The organism is uncultured Lawsonella sp., assembly GCF_947252745.1.
Lineage (GTDB): Bacteria > Actinomycetota > Actinomycetes > Mycobacteriales > Mycobacteriaceae > Lawsonella.
The window spans coordinates 32,437-48,237 of the sequence record NZ_CAMXWW010000001.1; the positions used below are offsets into that span (position 1 = coordinate 32,437).

At 56.9% G+C, this 15,801-nt stretch carries 15 protein-coding genes, 1 other RNA gene and 1 pseudogene; 2 read left to right on the forward strand and 15 right to left on the reverse strand.

The window, feature by feature from the left end:
- Window positions 1-30 precede the first annotated feature (30 nt).
- From Q0X28_RS08560 to ssrA, 6 genes and pseudogenes are all read right to left on the reverse strand, one after another.
- Window positions 31-588, reverse strand: a pseudogene (locus tag Q0X28_RS08560) (AAA family ATPase); the annotation flags it as partial.
- Window positions 585-1,154, reverse strand: a complete 570-nt coding sequence (locus tag Q0X28_RS00180; RefSeq protein WP_298575316.1) for a hypothetical protein — start codon at window positions 1,152-1,154, stop codon at window positions 585-587. The pseudogene Q0X28_RS08560 and the gene Q0X28_RS00180, both read right to left, overlap by 4 nt.
- Window positions 1,155-1,169: 15 nt before the next feature.
- Window positions 1,170-1,367 (reverse strand): helix-turn-helix domain-containing protein, encoded by a 198-nt coding sequence (locus tag Q0X28_RS00185; protein WP_298575319.1) that lies wholly within the window; start codon window positions 1,365-1,367, stop codon window positions 1,170-1,172.
- A gap of 354 nt (window positions 1,368-1,721) precedes the next feature.
- Entirely contained in the window at window positions 1,722-2,279 is a 558-nt protein-coding gene (locus Q0X28_RS00190) for a hypothetical protein (protein WP_298575322.1), read from the reverse strand.
- Between the two features lie 2 nt (window positions 2,280-2,281).
- Complete coding sequence (locus Q0X28_RS00195; RefSeq protein WP_298575325.1) at window positions 2,282-3,553, reverse strand: site-specific integrase; 1,272 nt, start codon at window positions 3,551-3,553, stop codon at window positions 2,282-2,284.
- A 159-nt stretch (window positions 3,554-3,712) separates the two neighbouring features.
- Window positions 3,713-4,085: a transfer-messenger RNA gene (ssrA, locus tag Q0X28_RS00200) on the reverse strand.
- 240 nt (window positions 4,086-4,325) lie between these two features.
- On the opposite strand from ssrA, the gene Q0X28_RS00205 reads away from it, so the two are divergent.
- Window positions 4,326-5,795, forward strand: a complete 1,470-nt coding sequence (locus Q0X28_RS00205; protein ID WP_298575328.1) for a hypothetical protein — start codon at window positions 4,326-4,328, stop codon at window positions 5,793-5,795.
- Between the two features lie 82 nt (window positions 5,796-5,877).
- Here Q0X28_RS00205 and smpB read toward each other — a convergent pair whose 3' ends face one another.
- The 9 genes from smpB to Q0X28_RS00250 form a co-directional block, all read right to left on the reverse strand.
- Window positions 5,878-6,357: an SsrA-binding protein SmpB gene (smpB, locus tag Q0X28_RS00210; protein ID WP_296238128.1), complete on the reverse strand. Its 480-nt coding sequence runs from the start codon at window positions 6,355-6,357 to the stop codon at window positions 5,878-5,880.
- 58 nt (window positions 6,358-6,415) lie between these two features.
- Window positions 6,416-7,363 carry a permease-like cell division protein FtsX gene (locus tag Q0X28_RS00215; RefSeq protein WP_296237882.1) on the reverse strand — a complete coding sequence of 316 codons (948 nt, stop codon included), beginning with the start codon at window positions 7,361-7,363 and terminating at the stop codon, window positions 6,416-6,418.
- Between the two features lie 12 nt (window positions 7,364-7,375).
- Window positions 7,376-8,062 (reverse strand): cell division ATP-binding protein FtsE, encoded by a 687-nt coding sequence (locus Q0X28_RS00220; protein ID WP_296238130.1) that lies wholly within the window; start codon window positions 8,060-8,062, stop codon window positions 7,376-7,378.
- Between the two features lie 72 nt (window positions 8,063-8,134).
- Window positions 8,135-8,671, reverse strand: a complete 537-nt coding sequence (locus Q0X28_RS00225; RefSeq protein WP_296237884.1) for a hypothetical protein — start codon at window positions 8,669-8,671, stop codon at window positions 8,135-8,137.
- Window positions 8,668-9,582, reverse strand: coding sequence for a mechanosensitive ion channel family protein (locus Q0X28_RS00230; protein WP_296237886.1), 915 nt, complete (start codon window positions 9,580-9,582; stop codon window positions 8,668-8,670). The genes Q0X28_RS00225 and Q0X28_RS00230 overlap by 4 nt, the downstream gene beginning before the upstream one ends.
- A gap of 177 nt (window positions 9,583-9,759) precedes the next feature.
- Window positions 9,760-10,887, reverse strand: coding sequence for a peptide chain release factor 2 (gene prfB / locus Q0X28_RS00235; protein ID WP_298575333.1), 1,128 nt, complete (start codon window positions 10,885-10,887; stop codon window positions 9,760-9,762).
- A gap of 142 nt (window positions 10,888-11,029) precedes the next feature.
- On the reverse strand, window positions 11,030-12,424 hold the full coding sequence (locus Q0X28_RS00240) for an alpha-galactosidase (RefSeq protein WP_296237891.1): 1,395 nt from the start codon (window positions 12,422-12,424) through the stop codon (window positions 11,030-11,032).
- A 181-nt stretch (window positions 12,425-12,605) separates the two neighbouring features.
- Entirely contained in the window at window positions 12,606-13,127 is a 522-nt protein-coding gene (locus tag Q0X28_RS00245) for a low molecular weight phosphatase family protein (protein WP_296237893.1), read from the reverse strand.
- 145 nt (window positions 13,128-13,272) lie between these two features.
- Window positions 13,273-14,436: an aminotransferase class I/II-fold pyridoxal phosphate-dependent enzyme gene (locus Q0X28_RS00250; protein ID WP_296237895.1), complete on the reverse strand. Its 1,164-nt coding sequence runs from the start codon at window positions 14,434-14,436 to the stop codon at window positions 13,273-13,275.
- A 47-nt stretch (window positions 14,437-14,483) separates the two neighbouring features.
- Between Q0X28_RS00250 and Q0X28_RS00255 the strand changes: the two genes are divergently transcribed.
- Window positions 14,484-15,707, forward strand: coding sequence for an AMP-binding protein (locus Q0X28_RS00255; protein WP_296237898.1), 1,224 nt, complete (start codon window positions 14,484-14,486; stop codon window positions 15,705-15,707).
- The last annotated feature ends 94 nt before the right edge of the window (window positions 15,708-15,801 follow it).

Genomic DNA, 15,801 nt, shown 5'->3' on the forward strand with positions numbered 1-15,801 from the left:
GTCACGGCTATTAGCCGAATTGGTTCGGTTAGTGTGATGCACACACAACACAGTGGCGCCCGTAGACCGTGCCACCTTCCGCCACCTCGTTAGCACGCCTTGAAGCTGCTCAGGCCGTTTCTGCTCCACACCAACAGGCAGTGTGTGTAGGAAGTTGTCCACGATAATTAGAGCGGGAGCACCGTAGCACTCCGAGAACTCCCGAATATCGTCTTCCACTACATTAGTGAAGCGCGGATAGTGGATGCCCTCTTGGTCATAGGTGAAAATGCGCAGGTAGTTCAGGTTAGCGCCACACGCTTCCAGCACAGGACCGGTACGGGTGCACCACTCATCTTCAGTGCTGTATAGCAGTACTCTTCTAGGCTCACCTGCTGGAATCCCTAACCCTGCATCGCCTCGACCACTGGTGATGACACTAGCAATGTAGGTGGCAAAAGCACTCTTGCCTATGGCCTCGTCTCCTGCCAGGAAGACCATGCTGCCTAGCGGTAGTAGATCGGGGATAAGCCATTTCAGCCGCCGGGGGCGTGCCATGCTGGTAGCTGGCATTAAGCACGAAACATGCTGTTCTGGTGCGTCACTCATGCCACACCCCCTGCCATTGCTTCTAGGGCTGCTAGACGGCCCCTGTGCGCCTTTATCTCGTCCATGCGACTAGAGGACAGGAGTTCATCTAACTCTTCGACCGAGAGCGTTTCAGCCGCCTGCTGGAGCTCCATACCTAGGCGCCTCACACGGTCTCTCCACGACAACTGCACCAGCAAAGAGGCACATATGGTGGCGTCCTCACGGTCACGGCCCGGCGCAACAAGGTTAAGGAACTCTCCGCGCCAATAGGCGTCTCCTGTCCAGCGGGTTGCTGTGAGGGCATGGAACATCCGCATAGAGGTAAGGGGCCCGGTGCTGGCTACCTGCTGCATGCACTCAAATAGTGAGCCGCAACAGGAATTACAGAAGTCTTCTTTCTGCACTTGTTCGAGGAGGCGTTTACTGTTTCCCGTGTCGAAGAGGGCAATGAGAAATTCTGTGTCTAGGCGTTTCCAGTTTTCTAGGAAACCACTGGTGGGGTCGCACTCTGCTACACCATCACTGTATGATGGAAGGGTGCTTACAGGTGCCCCGCTATTGGCGGGGTATTCTTTTGTCTCCATGTCTTGCTTCACTTCCTAGACGAAGCAGGACTCAATGAAACGTTCGAGGCTTTTACGCTCGATACGTAGCACGTGGGAACGGAAATAGCCCGCCTTAAGCTTTCGATCGTTGATAAGGCGGCGAATAGTGTCTTGGGACACATTGCACTCTTCAGCAGCTTGAGCAACTGTGAGGAATCGGGAGCGGACTGGGACAGTTGACGTTGTAGTCATGGGACTGTGAACCTTTTCTGTTTCAAAGCATGAAACATTGACCACCGCCGAAGTAGTGGTTTTTGGTCCAGAGCCTCCATGTTTGAGGCTCTAAGGTAGTTCCAGTAGCTACCGTTGTCCCTGTTTTGTCGACTCTATCCACTGACGGGATAGTTCCCCTCACGGCCCCTTCTACCCCCCTGGCAGGGAGCATTCGCCGTGACACCCCGCTTCTATCCTTGTAAGAGATAGGCGGAGCGGCACCCACTTCTACCCTTGTACGGGATAGGCGGCGTAGCAGCCTTTAGGTGAACAGGTCGTACCTAACGCCGCGGGTTAAACATATTGTAGCCCATGGTAGCGCCAATAGCATTACTACATTCCCAATACTCGAAGTAAACCCTCATAGCTAATTTCATGAATCCCGCTATTAACCAGCTTTGCCACGATAGGGGCTAGCTTCTTAGAACTAATGCTTATATGCTGACCTCGCTTATTAGGGTGAGGCATCATAATATAGCGGCGGGATTCACGAACAGCCCGGTCCCTCAATTCCCGAGACCCACAGGCTTCTATCGACGCCATGGCGTCTGGAGACCCATATGTCCACCATTTCGGATAAACTTCCTTCTCCCACAACTGACGCCGCATAATATCACCGGTTACCCTGGGATTACGGGCCGGTGAAAATAAGGTAAAGAGCTCCTCAGTTCTTGCTGTGTTCCCGGCTGGATAGGGGGGGACATCCTTGCCCACTCTTGCTATAGTAGCCGGACTAACGACCTCCACATATAGGGGGTTTTCAGGGGAGAGTACGTCTAATGTGCCCATGCAATAGTCGCCGTCATAAACAGTTACAGAACTGTTTTCCCCACCGGGAATGACACGTGAAAAATAATCATGCTCCGACCGCTCACTCTTTTTCTTTGCCATGACTAGGCACCCCCCACCAGAGAGACATTAACTCCCTCCTCCAATAAGTAATCATTAATGCCCGTCATCGCCCCACTGAGACGACTTTCATCCACCTTCATATACACATTCATAATGGTGTCCGTATCCTTGTCCCCCATAAGTGCTCCAGCAGTCTTCACACTCGCCCCACTCTCAGCCAATTGAGTAGCAAACCAGCGCCGCCCAGAATGGGGCGTAATCTTCCTTTCTTTAGGAATACCTGCCTTAACCTTGGCCCGCCTCAACACCTCCCGATAGGACGTGTCCCACACAGGCCTACCCTTTGCCGTCACCGTCAATAACTGGACCTCCCGTGTCCCGCCCCCAAACTTTGTGTCCATTGGTATAGCCACAGTCCCACTATCCGCGTAACACTCCATATGGTGCTCCAGAATCGCATTAAACGCGGGCAAAAAGTCAATCATTCTCACCCCCGCGCTAGTCTTTGTATGCTCCAGCACATGAGTGACCGCCTGCCCGCCCCCGTGCTCTAAACGCTGCACATTCTGCCTAATTTGCACTTTGTACTGTGATTCACTTTTAATGTCTTCGACACAGATAATGTCTTTCACCTCGAGGCCGATAACTTCACCAATACGCAGTCCGTGGAAGAACAGCAGCACTGTGAACAGTTTGTACCTGTCCGGGGTGCACTCAAGGATAGACAGCAGTTCCTCTTTCGTCGGTAGACACAAATCATTTTTATTGTGTCTCTCAGTGGCTTTAGGAATACGGACAGGGTTTACTTCCACCATGTCCCTATCCACCGCCTCGATATAGGCAGACTTGAGTTGCTTATAAGCTTTAATGTTTTGCTCTTCAGTATCCGGGTAGGTGGTCTTCACTGCATCCCACCAGCGGTACACGTCCTGTTTCGTCAGCTCAGTGGCCGGGATATCTTTCAGGCGGGTAATGTCCTCCACCCGGTGCCCCGGCGCAATAGGGTCAAGGATCCTATTTGTGACAGTACGCATATAGGTTGCCCGCGTAGTCTCTCTGAGCTTGCGCCGCTCGATACACTGCACTACCCAATCGCCCACAGTGAGGGCTTTCCGGGCTTTATCTTGTTTCCTCTGTTCTCGAGGCGATACCCAGGAACCTAACCCAATGGCTTTTTCTTGTTTTCTCAGCCACTCTCCCGCGGCCCCGTATGTGAGGAATGTTTTGCTGCCCCTCACTCCGTGGTACATGTAGCGGGCGCGGTACCGCCCTGAAGGTGTGGTGTCTATGGTGCCAAACTTTCCCTTTGCCATGACTTCTCCTTTTGGTCTCAAGACAAGAAAAAGACAAAATCCAGACAAAATTCAGCATATCGCAGCATATGGCAGAGTGTGCAGGATATAATGAAATAGTGCTTCGACCAGTGCAAATAAAAGAAAAACCCCGGTCAGAATAACCAGGGTTTTCATACTTTGTGGAGCTGCCGGGAATCGAACCCGGGTCCTCCGCAGCTTTGACAGGACTTCTCCGTGCGCAGTGAACTACACCATTACTCGGTTCTCTGGAACACGCTCACAAGTCCAGAAGGCGAACCCAGCCACTGTTAGATGTCCTGTAGGCTGCCGTAGCCGCAGCTCACAGTAAGCCCCCTTGATGATGTGGGAAAACACCGGATCGGAGACACTTCCGGGCCCACAGACTAGCCGTCGCTATTAGGCAGCGAGAGCGTAGTCGCGCTGAGTATTTTCGGCGCTTAATAGTTTGCTACGACGCTCACGGTGGTCTCTAGCCTGCACCGGCACGCTTCTCCCGACGCAACATACGCAGTCGAAACCGTTCAGCCCCTTGAAAACCAAAAAGCTATCACCTGAAACCAGGTGACACCCCAGGATACGCCAAAACATGATCACACTCAACAGACTGTTCTAGGATTCACCACTGTATCGAGGATGGACGGTCGAACAAATTGAACCCGCCGCAGTATCAACTCCCCACACATTCACTCACTCCGACACGATAAAAGTGTGAAGTAGATAACTGACGATATTCAGTTGGAAACCCGTTTCCCCTCTTTACACTGCACGTATGAGCAACCGTCATCTTTTTGAAGCAGGCCAGGCAACCACCCTCCTAAGTGCAGTTGCGCTCGTTGCCGGCTTGTCCTTTCCCGCGAATGCGACACCATCGCCCGCGGGTAACCTACCTTCCACTACCCCGTCCCTCACTACTCTGTCACCCTCCACGACTTCATCACTCACCCCTGCCTTCTCCCCTACGAATGTCCGCCTCATGCATCGCGACATGAACTCCAGCGACACTCTCCCCTGGGCGGGCCCAGGCAACAACCCTTCCGTCACCTTCTCTATACCTTTTGGCGCTTGCTCCACCGCTTTCCAGACATCCACGAAGATGACAATTGCCCTCTGCACCAAGTATGTGGGCTTGCAACATGGCATCACCCCTATCGCCCCTACTGTGGTCCTTATGGACCCACGCACTGCCCAGCCACTCGCCACGTGGGAACTCCATAAGAACGGCCTACTGGGTGGCGTTTACGGCTACCTCGATGAACAGGACCGCGTGGTGATGACGGAAGGAAACAAACTACTCAAAATTGCCTTCCGAGCAGTCGGACGACCTTCCACCAACCGCCATTGGGAGTTCTACGTTGCTGAGTCCACCACCATTCCCGGTCTCCCCGAAACGGTGAGCATTGCCGGGGTGATACCAGATGGGGCCGGAAATACCTGGTTCTCCACCTCCACTGCGCTGGTGGGAAGCATCACCCCCACTGGTAAAGTCCGCACACTACAGTTGGGGAAAGGAGAGCGCGTAGCCAATGGCCTCACCCCACGACCCAACGGGGTGTCTGTCCTCACCACGCACAAACTGTGGGAAATCAGTGGCCCTGTTCCTAAGGTCAAGTGGGCCCGCGCCTACGACCGTGGCAGAGCACGCAAGGCGGGACAGCTCTCCTGGGGATCCGGCACAACTCCCACGTTCTTCGGCCCTCATCATTCCCGTGTGGCCATTGTTGACAGTGCAGATTTCACACCACATCTGCTTGTCTTTGATGCAGAAACTGGCCGTACTATCTGCAAGATGCCGGCGTTCCGGGCTCCAAACCAAGGCACCGAGAATTCAATCATGGCCCATGGGAATAGCCTCTGGATTCCATCCACCTATGGCTTCACTTACCCCAAGCTGGCGGTAGAAGGCCCCCAGTTCCCGGAAAAAGCTACCTTCCTTGGTGGACTCACCCGCATCGATCTGGTGAATGATCGTTGCGTGCGCCGGTGGGAGAATATGCATCGCATCAGCACTTTACCCATGCTGACGCTGAAAGATTTCCGAATCTGGTCGCTGACGACTGATCAGGACTCGTCACGAGTGTGGGTGGTTTCGGTGGATGCTCGCACCGGCAAGGAAACGTCACGTACTCCGGTGGGGTGGCTACCATTTGATGAACCCATGCAGCTTACCGGCATGATTACGCCCGATGGGGTGATGTGGCAAGCCACTGCTACCCGCATGCTACGTATTGCCCCGCAGTAGCTAGGAGGAGCTGACGAGCCTCACCTCCGACGCCCGTCAGCTTCCCCTAGGGCACAGCAGAGCGAGAGCGTGATAGCCCTAGCTAGCCGCGCATACCTTTCACGCGACGACCCAACTCTCGAATAACATCGCGTTCCGCCTGGCGGCGGGCCATATCCTGACGCTTGTCATGGGCTTGCTTGCCGGCGGCTAATCCCAACTCAATCTTGCAGAGACCATCTTTGAAATACATTTTTAACGGCACCAGGGTAAGGTGTCCGTCCCGGACTTTACCCTGCAAGTAGTCAATTTCACGCCGGTGGGCAAGCAGTTTACGGGTACGCCGCGGAGCATGGTTAGTCCACGTCCCATACGAATACTCAGGAATGTGCAAGCCTCGCAGCCACAGTTCACCGTCCTCAATGGACGCCCACGCGTCGACCAGCGATGCTTTCCCTTCCCGAAGACTCTTCACTTCGGTACCGACGAGCATGATGCCCACCTCGTAGGTATCCAGAATGGTGTAGTTGTGGCGGGCAGCCCGGTTGGTGGCAACAGTGAAATTGCCACCATTCTTTGCCATCTCAGCTGCTTTTTTCTGCTGAGCTTTCTTGGACTTCGCGCCCACCTAGCTACACCACCTATCGACGAACATACAAGGGCAGCACCAGCACAGATGCCAGCGCGGAACCAACAATAGCAACGAGAATAAGAATAGGCGACACCAACCCAACATCAGCCACAGTGATCTGGGCGATGGCACGGCCTTCCCACACATTCTTCAACAACGGGGTCAGAATCCACGCGTGGACGGCGAACAGGCCAGCAATCGCCACCAGGGCACCAATGAAGGAACTCAACACCACTTCCAGAGTGAAAGGAGCGGTGACGGTGGTGCGGCTAGCTCCAACCAGCCGCATAATCTGGGTGGTCTTCCGGCGGGTAAAGGCAGCCATCTGCACCATATTGGCAATAAGCGCTAGGGCACCCAGCCCGAGGAATGCGGCCAGGGCGTAGGCAGCATTGCGAGTGAGGTCAAGGAAGCTGAAGAGGCGGTTAATGAGCTCTCGTGAGTCCGAAATATAGATGGCAGGCTGTCCATTGCGGGCTTGTACAGCCGGCTGTGCAACCTTCGGGAAGCGGGAAACAGTGGCCTCTACAGGGGTGGAGTCGGTATGTTCACCATTCAGTTTCACCAGCAACGTGCCAGGCATGGCACGCGCATCGGCACGGTCGAAGATCTCTGCTGTGTCTGCACGCGCTGTCTTCTTACCAACCTCCAGAGACTGGTGCTGGTCGCGGTAACGAACAGACTTCACACCTTCCGTGTTGAGCAGGGCTTTCCGGAGGTCCCCACATCCCTTCTTGTCACAGTCGGGGTCTTTCACTGCCACACTGGGTTCGACAAAGATCGAGATCTCGGTACGGTCTACCCACTCCTGCTTTGAGTTGTCGGCCATGCCGGCAATGAGAATGCCCACACCCAGCATGACAAGGGAAATGGAGGCGGTGACGATCATAGCGAAGGTGATGGCGAGGTTGCGGCGGAGTCCACGGAAGGCCTCACCGAACAGGAATTTCACGTTCATAGCTGGCCTTCCTTAGATACGCCCGTAGACGCCGGACATTTCGTCGCGGATAACTTTGCCATGGCGCATTTCGACGACATGCTGGCGAAGATCATCCACAATGCGGTCGTCGTGGGTGGCCATGAGGATGGTGGTACCTATGCGGTTGATCTTTTGCAGCAGGGTGACGATTTCGTCGCTGATTGAGCGGTCCAAGTTACCCGTCGGCTCGTCGGCCAGCAGTACCAGCGGGTGGTTGACGAAGGCCCGGGCAATCGCCACGCGCTGCTGCTCACCACCGGAGAGCTCGTTGGGGAAACGCCGCCCCTTACCGGCCAAACCAACCATATCGAGTGCCTCGGGGACAGCTTCTTTGATGAAGCGGTCACGCTTGCCGATGACACGCAGAGCGAAAGCCACGTTCTCCTCCACCGTCATGCGTTCTAACAAGCGATAGTCCTGGAAGACGCAGCCGATATTCCGACGGTAGCGTGAAATCGCACCGCCGCGTAGTTTATCGACACGCTGTCCTGCCACCGTAATGGTGCCGGAGCGGATCTTCTGGTCTGCCAACAGTGTTGACAACACCGTGGACTTGCCCGAACCAGAAGGGCCAATAATAAAGGCGAACTCACCTTTAGCTACCTGGAAACTGACATTGTCGAGTGCCGGGCGGGTAGCGCCTCGGTATTCGACTGAGACATTCTGAACGTCGATCATCACGGTTATCACTCTAAAAGGTTCGCAGGGGCTGTTGCCACAGGACGCACGGAGACGGGATGGAAACTCACTCTACTGTGCTGGGGCAGACTCGGGCGCTGGGTGAGAATCCGAAGGTTGAGTCGAGCCAGAATCATTGAACGGCGGTAGGAGGGGCCGGCGGGTGGTCTCACTGTCACTCCCCGGCTCTTCCCCTGGGGCAGGCTCCGTTGTCAGCTCGTCGGAGGGCGATGAAGAGCTTTCCGAACTCGTAGGGGGCGTCGTCTGCGAGCTCGGCTGTTCCTGTTGCATCTGCTTTTGGTATTCCTCCCACGGGATGATGGGGATTGGCTGCACAGTGCTGCTCGTCGGGGTCGGTTGGAAGAGCTCAAAGCGAGTAGAACCGTGCAGGTACAGGTAAGTACCGAGGAGAGCGACAAACAGTACCGCGAGCACGATTGTGGAGGTTACTTTGCTGCGGTGCTCCCGCTCCCGCTGCTCCCCCCAGTGGAGGCCGAAGCTGTGCTCCTCGTGGCCCTTGTCCTTTTCCACTGGTGTCTGTTCCCCGGTGTTGTCGGCGGTGACGACTTCATGGGCGCCACTCACGTTCTGCTGGTTACGCTCCGTCATGCGTCCTCCCCCTTTCGTTCGCTCCGCTGCACACTTTCGGACAATTCCCCATTGGTGCCTACTGCCTGTACCTTGTCAGAATCCACTCCGAGGCCTGCCAGACTATGCGCAACACGCACACGTAGTTCACGAGACACCTCAAACTGCTTTCCGGGCAGCGAGCGGGCAACAATACGCAGCACTGTTTCCTCCGCGCCGATCTCCTCCACGCCAATCACGGTGGGTTTGTCGAGTAGCAGGTCACGGAATTGCTGGTCATTAATAATGTCGTCACATAGCTCATGCAGACGGTGGGTAGCTGGACCAATGTCCTGGTTTCGGACGGGCACATCCACCACCGCGCGGGCCCAGTCCTTCGAGCGGTTGATGGTCTTGACGATCTGACCATTAGGTACCGTCACCACTTCACCGTCAGCGGTCCGAACCCGGGTGATACGCAAGGTGACGTCCTCCACGGTTCCCTTCGCCGGCTCGCTACAGCCCGTCACCCAGATGGTGACCACGTCGCCGTATCCGTAGTGGCGTTCCGTCACCACAAAGAATCCTGCGAGGAAATCTTGCACCACACGCTGTGCACCAAAACCGAGAGCAGCGCCGAGGACGGTGGCAGGTGCCACCAAAGTGGTGAGAGAGATACCCAAGCGATCCACGACGCCTACTGCTGCGACTACCACAATGAGTGCCACCACCACATAGGTGATGACCTGCGCTACCGCATAGCGATGCTTAGCGGTTTCAGATTGCACCAGGCTGTCACGGTTTTCTTCGCCTTGCGCGATGCTTCGCGTGACACGTCGGCTGACAAACCCTGCCAGCCGAGCTAAGAGAATGGACCCGATGACGATAAGGAGAATCTGTATCCCTTGTGTACCGAGCCAGGACAGTATTGACGCCCACGTAGGGTTAGACATGCCGATCCTTCCTGCGTTCATGCACCACCTTGGGGCCGGCAGCGGGCCGCTGCAACAATCCGGTGGAGGCAGGTCTGCTGCCCCAGGAGGTACCAACGCGGGTTGGTGAAAAAGTAGCTACATCCAGCTTAACGGGCACACGGCAGAGTCGCCTGCGAGTGGGCTAGTTCCGCACAGTTAGTTCTCTGCATCCGCCCCACCATTAGCACGCCACCGGATTCCTGCCTCCAAGAAACCATCGAGATCCCCATCCAATACCGCCTGCGGGTTATTGACCTCGTAGCTCGTGCGCAGATCTTTGACCATCTGGTAGGGGTGCAACACGTAGGAGCGCATCTGATTTCCCCAGCTGGCGTTGCCACCAGCCCCCAGTTCACGCAGCGCATCCTTTTCTTCTTGGCGCTTCTTCTCGAGCAGTCGGGACTGTAACACAGCCATAGCAGCCACTTTATTCTGCAGCTGCGACTTCTCGTTCTGACAGGTGACGACGATGCCGGTGGGGAGGTGGGTGATACGCACTGCCGAGTCTGTAGTGTTCACCGACTGGCCGCCAGGCCCAGATGACCGATACACGTCCACTCGGATGTCAGAATCTGGCACATCAATATGATCGGTCTGCTCGACTACCGGGAGTACCTCTACCTCCGCGAACGAGGTTTGGCGCCGGTGTGCATTATCGAAGGGACTCAGTCGCACAAGGCGATGGGTGCCCTGTTCCACCGAGAGTGTGCCATAGGCATAGGGTTCATGTACGACGAAAGTAGCGGACTTAATTCCTGCCTCTTCCGCGTAGGACGTGTCGTACAAATCCACCTTTGCACCGCGTTTCTCCGCCCAGCGAATGTACATACGCAGCAGCATCTCCGCGAAATCTGCCGCATCCACGCCACCGGCACCTGAACGAATATTGACGACTGCGTCACGCTCGTCCAATTCTCCGGAGAGTAGAGTAGTCACCTCCGCCGATTCGATGTCACCACGCAGTCCGGCGCGCTCGTCGTCGGCGAGTGAGATGGCATCCTGCTGAGCACTGGAGTTCTCTTCTTCCTCCGCCAGTTCGTACATGATGGGGAGGTCGTTAAGGCGATCGCGGAGCGCTGTCACCTTCCGCAGCTGTGCTTGTACTTGGGAGAGTTGGCTAGTGACATGCTGTGCATACTCCTGGTCATTCCACAGATCAGGGTCGGCGGCTTTCTGCTCCAGTTCGTCGACTCGACGCTGGAGGTCTTCCGGGTCGAGTACTTTTTCGATAGAGGCGAGCCGGGTTTCCAGATCCTCAATGTCTGCGGAAATTTCAGGGGTCATACGGCCAGGATACCGGGTGTAGTACCGCAGGTGTTAGCCTCTCGGTAACGTCCCGCAGGTGGGGCTGCCGGTCAGCGAAGCCCGCAGCCACACCGTCAACAGGGTGGTGAGGAAAGCTCGACGGAGTGCGTGCGTGTTGGCGTTAGCCAAAGAGTTTGTCGAGCGGGCTCTTGTCTTTAGCTGGCGTTGAGGCTTCCTTCTGCGCCTTTACCTTTTCAGAGTAAGCCTGAGCCTTTTCTTCACGGACACGCTTGGCTTCTGCCTTTTCGTACGCTTTGCGTGCTGCTTCGGAGCGCTTGAAAGCATCCGCTTGGCGAGCCGTGATCGGCGTGACAATGTAGAAGATGGAGTCGTGCTTTTCCAGGCGGCCTTCCACATACCGTTTTCCGAGGCGGTTGTATTCGCCCCACACGTCTGTCACGAGGTAGTTGCTGGATTGCTTCAGACCGTGCTGGGTGAGGGTGCTGAACCACAGGGAATTCTGCTGTACTTGCCCAAAGAGGTTGAAGATGGCAACGGCGACACGACCGTAGGTCAGACGGCGCACCACAATGAGGGACTTCCCGTTGAAGTAGACAGTCTGCGCGGCGGCACCCAGCGGGTCCTGATTGATGGCGATCGTGTAAGGATTGTTGAGCAGCTCCAGATTCGACGCGTGAATTTTACGCAGATCAGTGCCGATCATGAGGGGGGAACCCATGATGGACCAAAGGGTCATGTGGGTGCGATATTCGCGGTAGGTCATCCCACCGTTGCCAACCTCCAACATGTCCGCATCATTCCAGGCGCCGGGGCGCTGGTAGCGCTGCCCGAAGAGGTTGATGAGACCGGTACCGATCATGGAGGTCCAGTTGTCCTGGATGTCAGGAGTAGTGCGCCACATGTTAGCGACGGTGGGTTCCCAAGCGAGCACCGGAAGCTCGGGCTCACTGTGGATGGAGTACACGATGGGACGACCGGTCTTCTTCAGAGCACGAGCCATCTTGGTGTATGCGGCTTGCTGTTCCTGACCATCTTCGTCAGCGTTGCACCAGTCGTACTTCAGGAAGTCATAGCCCCACTTGGCGAAGATGTTAGCATCCTGCTGTTCGTGCCCCAGCGAGCCAAGTTTTCCTGGATACTTGTCCCAGATGTTTGCACAAGTGCGGGTGCCGGGGGTGGCGTAGATGCCAGCCTTCAGGCCTTTCGAGTGGATGTAGTCGGCCAGTGCCTTCATGCCTGACGGAAAGCGCTTGGGGTCCCCTCGGAGGTTGCCGTTGGCGTCACGAGTGGAGGCTTGCCAGCAATCATCAATGTTGATGTAGGTGTAGCCAGCATCTTTGAGACCCAATTTCACCATGGCGTCGGCCATAGCGCGGATCTTTCCTTCCGTAATGTTGCAGTGGAAGGCATTCCAGCTGTTCCAGCCCATGGGAGGCGTAAGTGCAATGCCGTTGCTAGCAGCCTGAGCCTGGGTGGGATTGATCACCAGGCTGCCAGCTATGGTGGCACACGCGAGGGTGGCGCTGGCGAGTCGGACCCGGAAATTACGAGGCATGAGTGGGACTCCTATAGGAAGATATGTTCACTGTAAAAATAGTGCATTTTCTACTGTTTTTCCTATTGGGTGGGCGATTTTTCTTCTTGCATTCAGAAAACGGACATCCGTCTAGATCAGGAGATGCAGCTAGCCCCCGTCGGGAGTGACGGGGGCTAGCTAAAAAGTAGTAGTGATGTGGTTACTTCACGCCGGTGAGGCGACGACTGGACTTCTGCCCACCGGTTTGGTCGAGGATATCTTCTCCGCGGTAACCGGAACGGAGGGTACCATCGCTGGTCATGGCTCCGACGGCAAGGGCGTCGACACGCCGAATGAGGTAGTCGCGCAGCAGGTTGGCGCGTTCGCGGCCGGAAATGCCGGTGTCGGCGGGTTCATCAACTCCCCAGCGAAGGATGATGCCTTTCATTCCAGGTACCGGATCGATCATCATCTTGCGGGAGACGATGATGACGAGATTGGCGTTGCGGAAAAGTTCTTCATCAACGGGGGTGGAGACGCCGTCAAGGGTAATGCCGGCTTCGGCACAGGCGGCGACACAATCTGCATCCCGTGGGAGATCCGGTTCACAGTTCGTACCGGCAGAGTAGGCCTTGAAGAGGTTTCCATGGCGGGCGTTGGTGATCGCTTCCGCCATTGCGCTCTTCTCGACGTTGTTGGCACCGAGGAAGTAGACGATAGGAAGATTGTCGGTATTGCTCATGCCGACATACTAAAGGCGGATTTATTCCGCTCCCAAGACACGGTTGGCATTTTGGACAACTTTAGGCTCTTCAGCATTTGCGCAGGCTGGACGCTACGTCGCTAACAATAACTCAGATAAATTCCGGAAACTTTGGCAACAATTATTAATTCCCCTGTTGAAGTGCGTCTCGCAACACGGTAATGGCGCGGATCAACTGTTCAGCCGAGAGGTCAGCTCGACCCCCTAACCGCAATCCGCTTCGTTGCCACGGCACACTTGGCGGACGGAAGCACCCCACCCCTACTCCAGCGGAGAGCACCGTACGGTGAACGGCGATAGCACGTGTGGGATCACCCAGGGGGATGGCAACTACTCCAGCAGTGACCGAAGGGAGATCGAGAGCGTTCGTTAACGCTGACATGTGCTGGTGGAGCCTCTCAACGCGTGTCGGTTCACTAGCGATAATCTCCAGTGCGGTGGTGGCGGCAGCAGCACAGGCAGGTGCGAGGGCAGTATCGAAGATGAAGGAGCGGGCGGTATTGACCAAATGTTGCCGTTGCTCCGCCGAGCATAGTACTGCTCCCCCTTGACTCCCCAGAGCTTTAGAAAGGGTGCAGGTGATGACGAGATCTGTTGGCGCCTGTCCATTCGTCCACAGCGTGGGAAGCGCGCCTCGCCCATCGTGTCCCAGCACTCCGAGCCCGTGTGCGAAATCAGCGATGAGCAGCGAACCTGCCGCATGAGTGGCGTGGTAAATCGAGGGGATGTCGAGCACACTACCATCGGTGGAGTCCACAACATCGCAGACAACGACTGAGGAGGTCGCCTGCTGGAGTGCGGCGGCAAGTTCCTGCGGCTTCGTCACATCACAGATGATGCGGGGAGCTGTGGTGAGGCGGCAGGCGTCGATCAGGCTGGCATGGTTGCGGGTGTCGCAAATCAGAGTGGCTCCCGACGGGACGAGCGCAGTAATGGCTGCCAGATTTGCAAGGTATCCCGAGGAGAAGAGCAGCGCGGCAGGGAAACCGAGAAAGCCGGCGAGTTTCGCTTCACAGCAATGGTGCGGCGGGACAGTACCAGCGACGACCCGAGAGCCTGTTGCTCCGACACCCCACTGGTCGATTGCCTGATGTGCGGCGGTCTGTACGCGCGGATGTCTCGCTAATCCCAGATAGTCGTTGCTAGCTAGATCGATGAATGTGTGGGCGGCTGACCGCGGCGTGTCCTGGCGAACAATCGGGATTTCCGGGGCGAGGTGTGAGACGCGCTGTGAGGAGTGAAGTGCACTCTGCTGCGGCGAGGTCTGCGCATGGTTGCGGGTGGTCATATAGCGAGCATATTGCATTCTCCTACACACTGTTCAATAATGGCGCTGTGCAGGACCTCATCGAAGCATTACCGCTACCTCCATACGCCCACATGGCCTCAATCTACCCTGTACTGCGAGACTGCCTCCACGGCACCACCCCGCCACTCCTCGCCCTCCCCCCTAACCCCTCCGAGGCCGAGCGCCTGCACAGACACTTCGTTGGACACCCTTCTCCCGGCAGCGCCCTCATCATGGCCACCTCCGGCACCACCGGAACCCCCAAAGGTGCCCGCCTCTCCGCCGCCGCACTCCGCGCCGCCATCGACAGCACCCACGCGGCACTCGGCGGCCCCGGACGCTGGCTCCTCGCCGTCCCCGCCCACCACATCATCGGCATGCAAGTCCTCCTCCGCAGCCTCCACGCCGGATACGACCCTGTCACCATCCCCATAGAGAATGGCTTCCACCTAGCGGATCTCCCCGCCGCCATCGCCGAACTCCGCGACGGCAGCACCACCTCGCACCGACGCCACTACGCCTCACTTGTCCCAAGCCAACTCGACACCCTCTACCACGGCCTCCACTCCTCCCACCTCCCCACCAGACGCATAGCAGAAGAAGCCCTCGCTTCCTGTTCCCACCTCGACGCGATCCTCTCCGGTGGCGCTCCCCTCCCCGATCACATCAACACCTTCCTCACCCGCGCAGGACTCACTATCGTGCGCGGCTACGGCAGTTCCGAAGTCGCTGGCGGAGTGCTCTTCAACGGCCGCCCCGGCCCCGCCACTCAGCTCCGCATCGATCCCACCACCCACCGAGTGAGCATCAGCGGAGCCACCCTCGCCGACGGATACGTGGGAAAGGCCACCCACCCCGACTGGACCTACGACGACGGCCAACGTTGGTACCACACCCACGACCTCGGTCATTGGGACGACGCCGGACGCCTCATCATCGACGGACGCCTCGACGAGGCCATCAACAGCGGCGGCATCATCGTCATCCCCCAACCCCTAGAAGCCGCACTCTACACCCATCCCGGCGTCAAGGAATGTGCTGTTATCGGCCTCCCCCACCCGCACTTCGGACAGTGCGTCACCGCCGTTATCGTCCCCACCAACGCCACCACAGCCCCCACACTGGAAGAACTCAACGCCTTGCTCGAACCCACCTTCGGCCACTACTCCATTCCCAAAAACGTCATCTACCTCCCCCAACTACCACACCGCAGCAACGGCAAACTCAACCGGACACAGCTCGTCACCCTCGTCACGCAAATCCACCACTAGCACCAGCCCTCACTACAGAGCCGCACCCCCGCTTACCCGCCCCGGGCACATCCCCTGACCAATCTTCTGTCCTACCTCCTCCCCTCTCCTCCAG

Excerpts from the sequence above, each read along its gene's own strand:
- smpB (WP_296238128.1), bottom strand. The coding sequence starts at position 6,357 with ATGGCAAAGAATGGTGGCAATTTCACTGTTGCCACCAACCGGGCTGCC.
- prfB (WP_298575333.1), bottom strand. The coding sequence starts at position 10,887 with ATGACCCCTGAAATTTCCGCAGACATTGAGGATCTGGAAACCCGGCTC.
- Q0X28_RS00245 (WP_296237893.1), bottom strand. The coding sequence starts at position 13,127 with ATGAGCAATACCGACAATCTTCCTATCGTCTACTTCCTCGGTGCCAAC.
- Q0X28_RS00215 (WP_296237882.1), bottom strand. The coding sequence starts at position 7,363 with ATGAACGTGAAATTCCTGTTCGGTGAGGCCTTCCGTGGACTCCGCCGC.
- Q0X28_RS00230 (WP_296237886.1), bottom strand. The coding sequence starts at position 9,582 with ATGTCTAACCCTACGTGGGCGTCAATACTGTCCTGGCTCGGTACACAA.
- Q0X28_RS00180 (WP_298575316.1), bottom strand. The coding sequence starts at position 1,154 with ATGGAGACAAAAGAATACCCCGCCAATAGCGGGGCACCTGTAAGCACC.
- Q0X28_RS00225 (WP_296237884.1), bottom strand. The coding sequence starts at position 8,671 with ATGACGGAGCGTAACCAGCAGAACGTGAGTGGCGCCCATGAAGTCGTC.
- Q0X28_RS00190 (WP_298575322.1), bottom strand. The coding sequence starts at position 2,279 with ATGGCAAAGAAAAAGAGTGAGCGGTCGGAGCATGATTATTTTTCACGT.
- Q0X28_RS00185 (WP_298575319.1), bottom strand. The coding sequence starts at position 1,367 with ATGACTACAACGTCAACTGTCCCAGTCCGCTCCCGATTCCTCACAGTT.
- Q0X28_RS00220 (WP_296238130.1), bottom strand. The coding sequence starts at position 8,062 with ATGATCGACGTTCAGAATGTCTCAGTCGAATACCGAGGCGCTACCCGC.
- Q0X28_RS00195 (WP_298575325.1), bottom strand. The coding sequence starts at position 3,553 with ATGGCAAAGGGAAAGTTTGGCACCATAGACACCACACCTTCAGGGCGG.
- Q0X28_RS00240 (WP_296237891.1), bottom strand. The coding sequence starts at position 12,424 with ATGCCTCGTAATTTCCGGGTCCGACTCGCCAGCGCCACCCTCGCGTGT.
- Q0X28_RS00205 (WP_298575328.1), top strand. The coding sequence starts at position 4,326 with ATGAGCAACCGTCATCTTTTTGAAGCAGGCCAGGCAACCACCCTCCTA.
- Q0X28_RS00250 (WP_296237895.1), bottom strand. The coding sequence starts at position 14,436 with ATGACCACCCGCAACCATGCGCAGACCTCGCCGCAGCAGAGTGCACTT.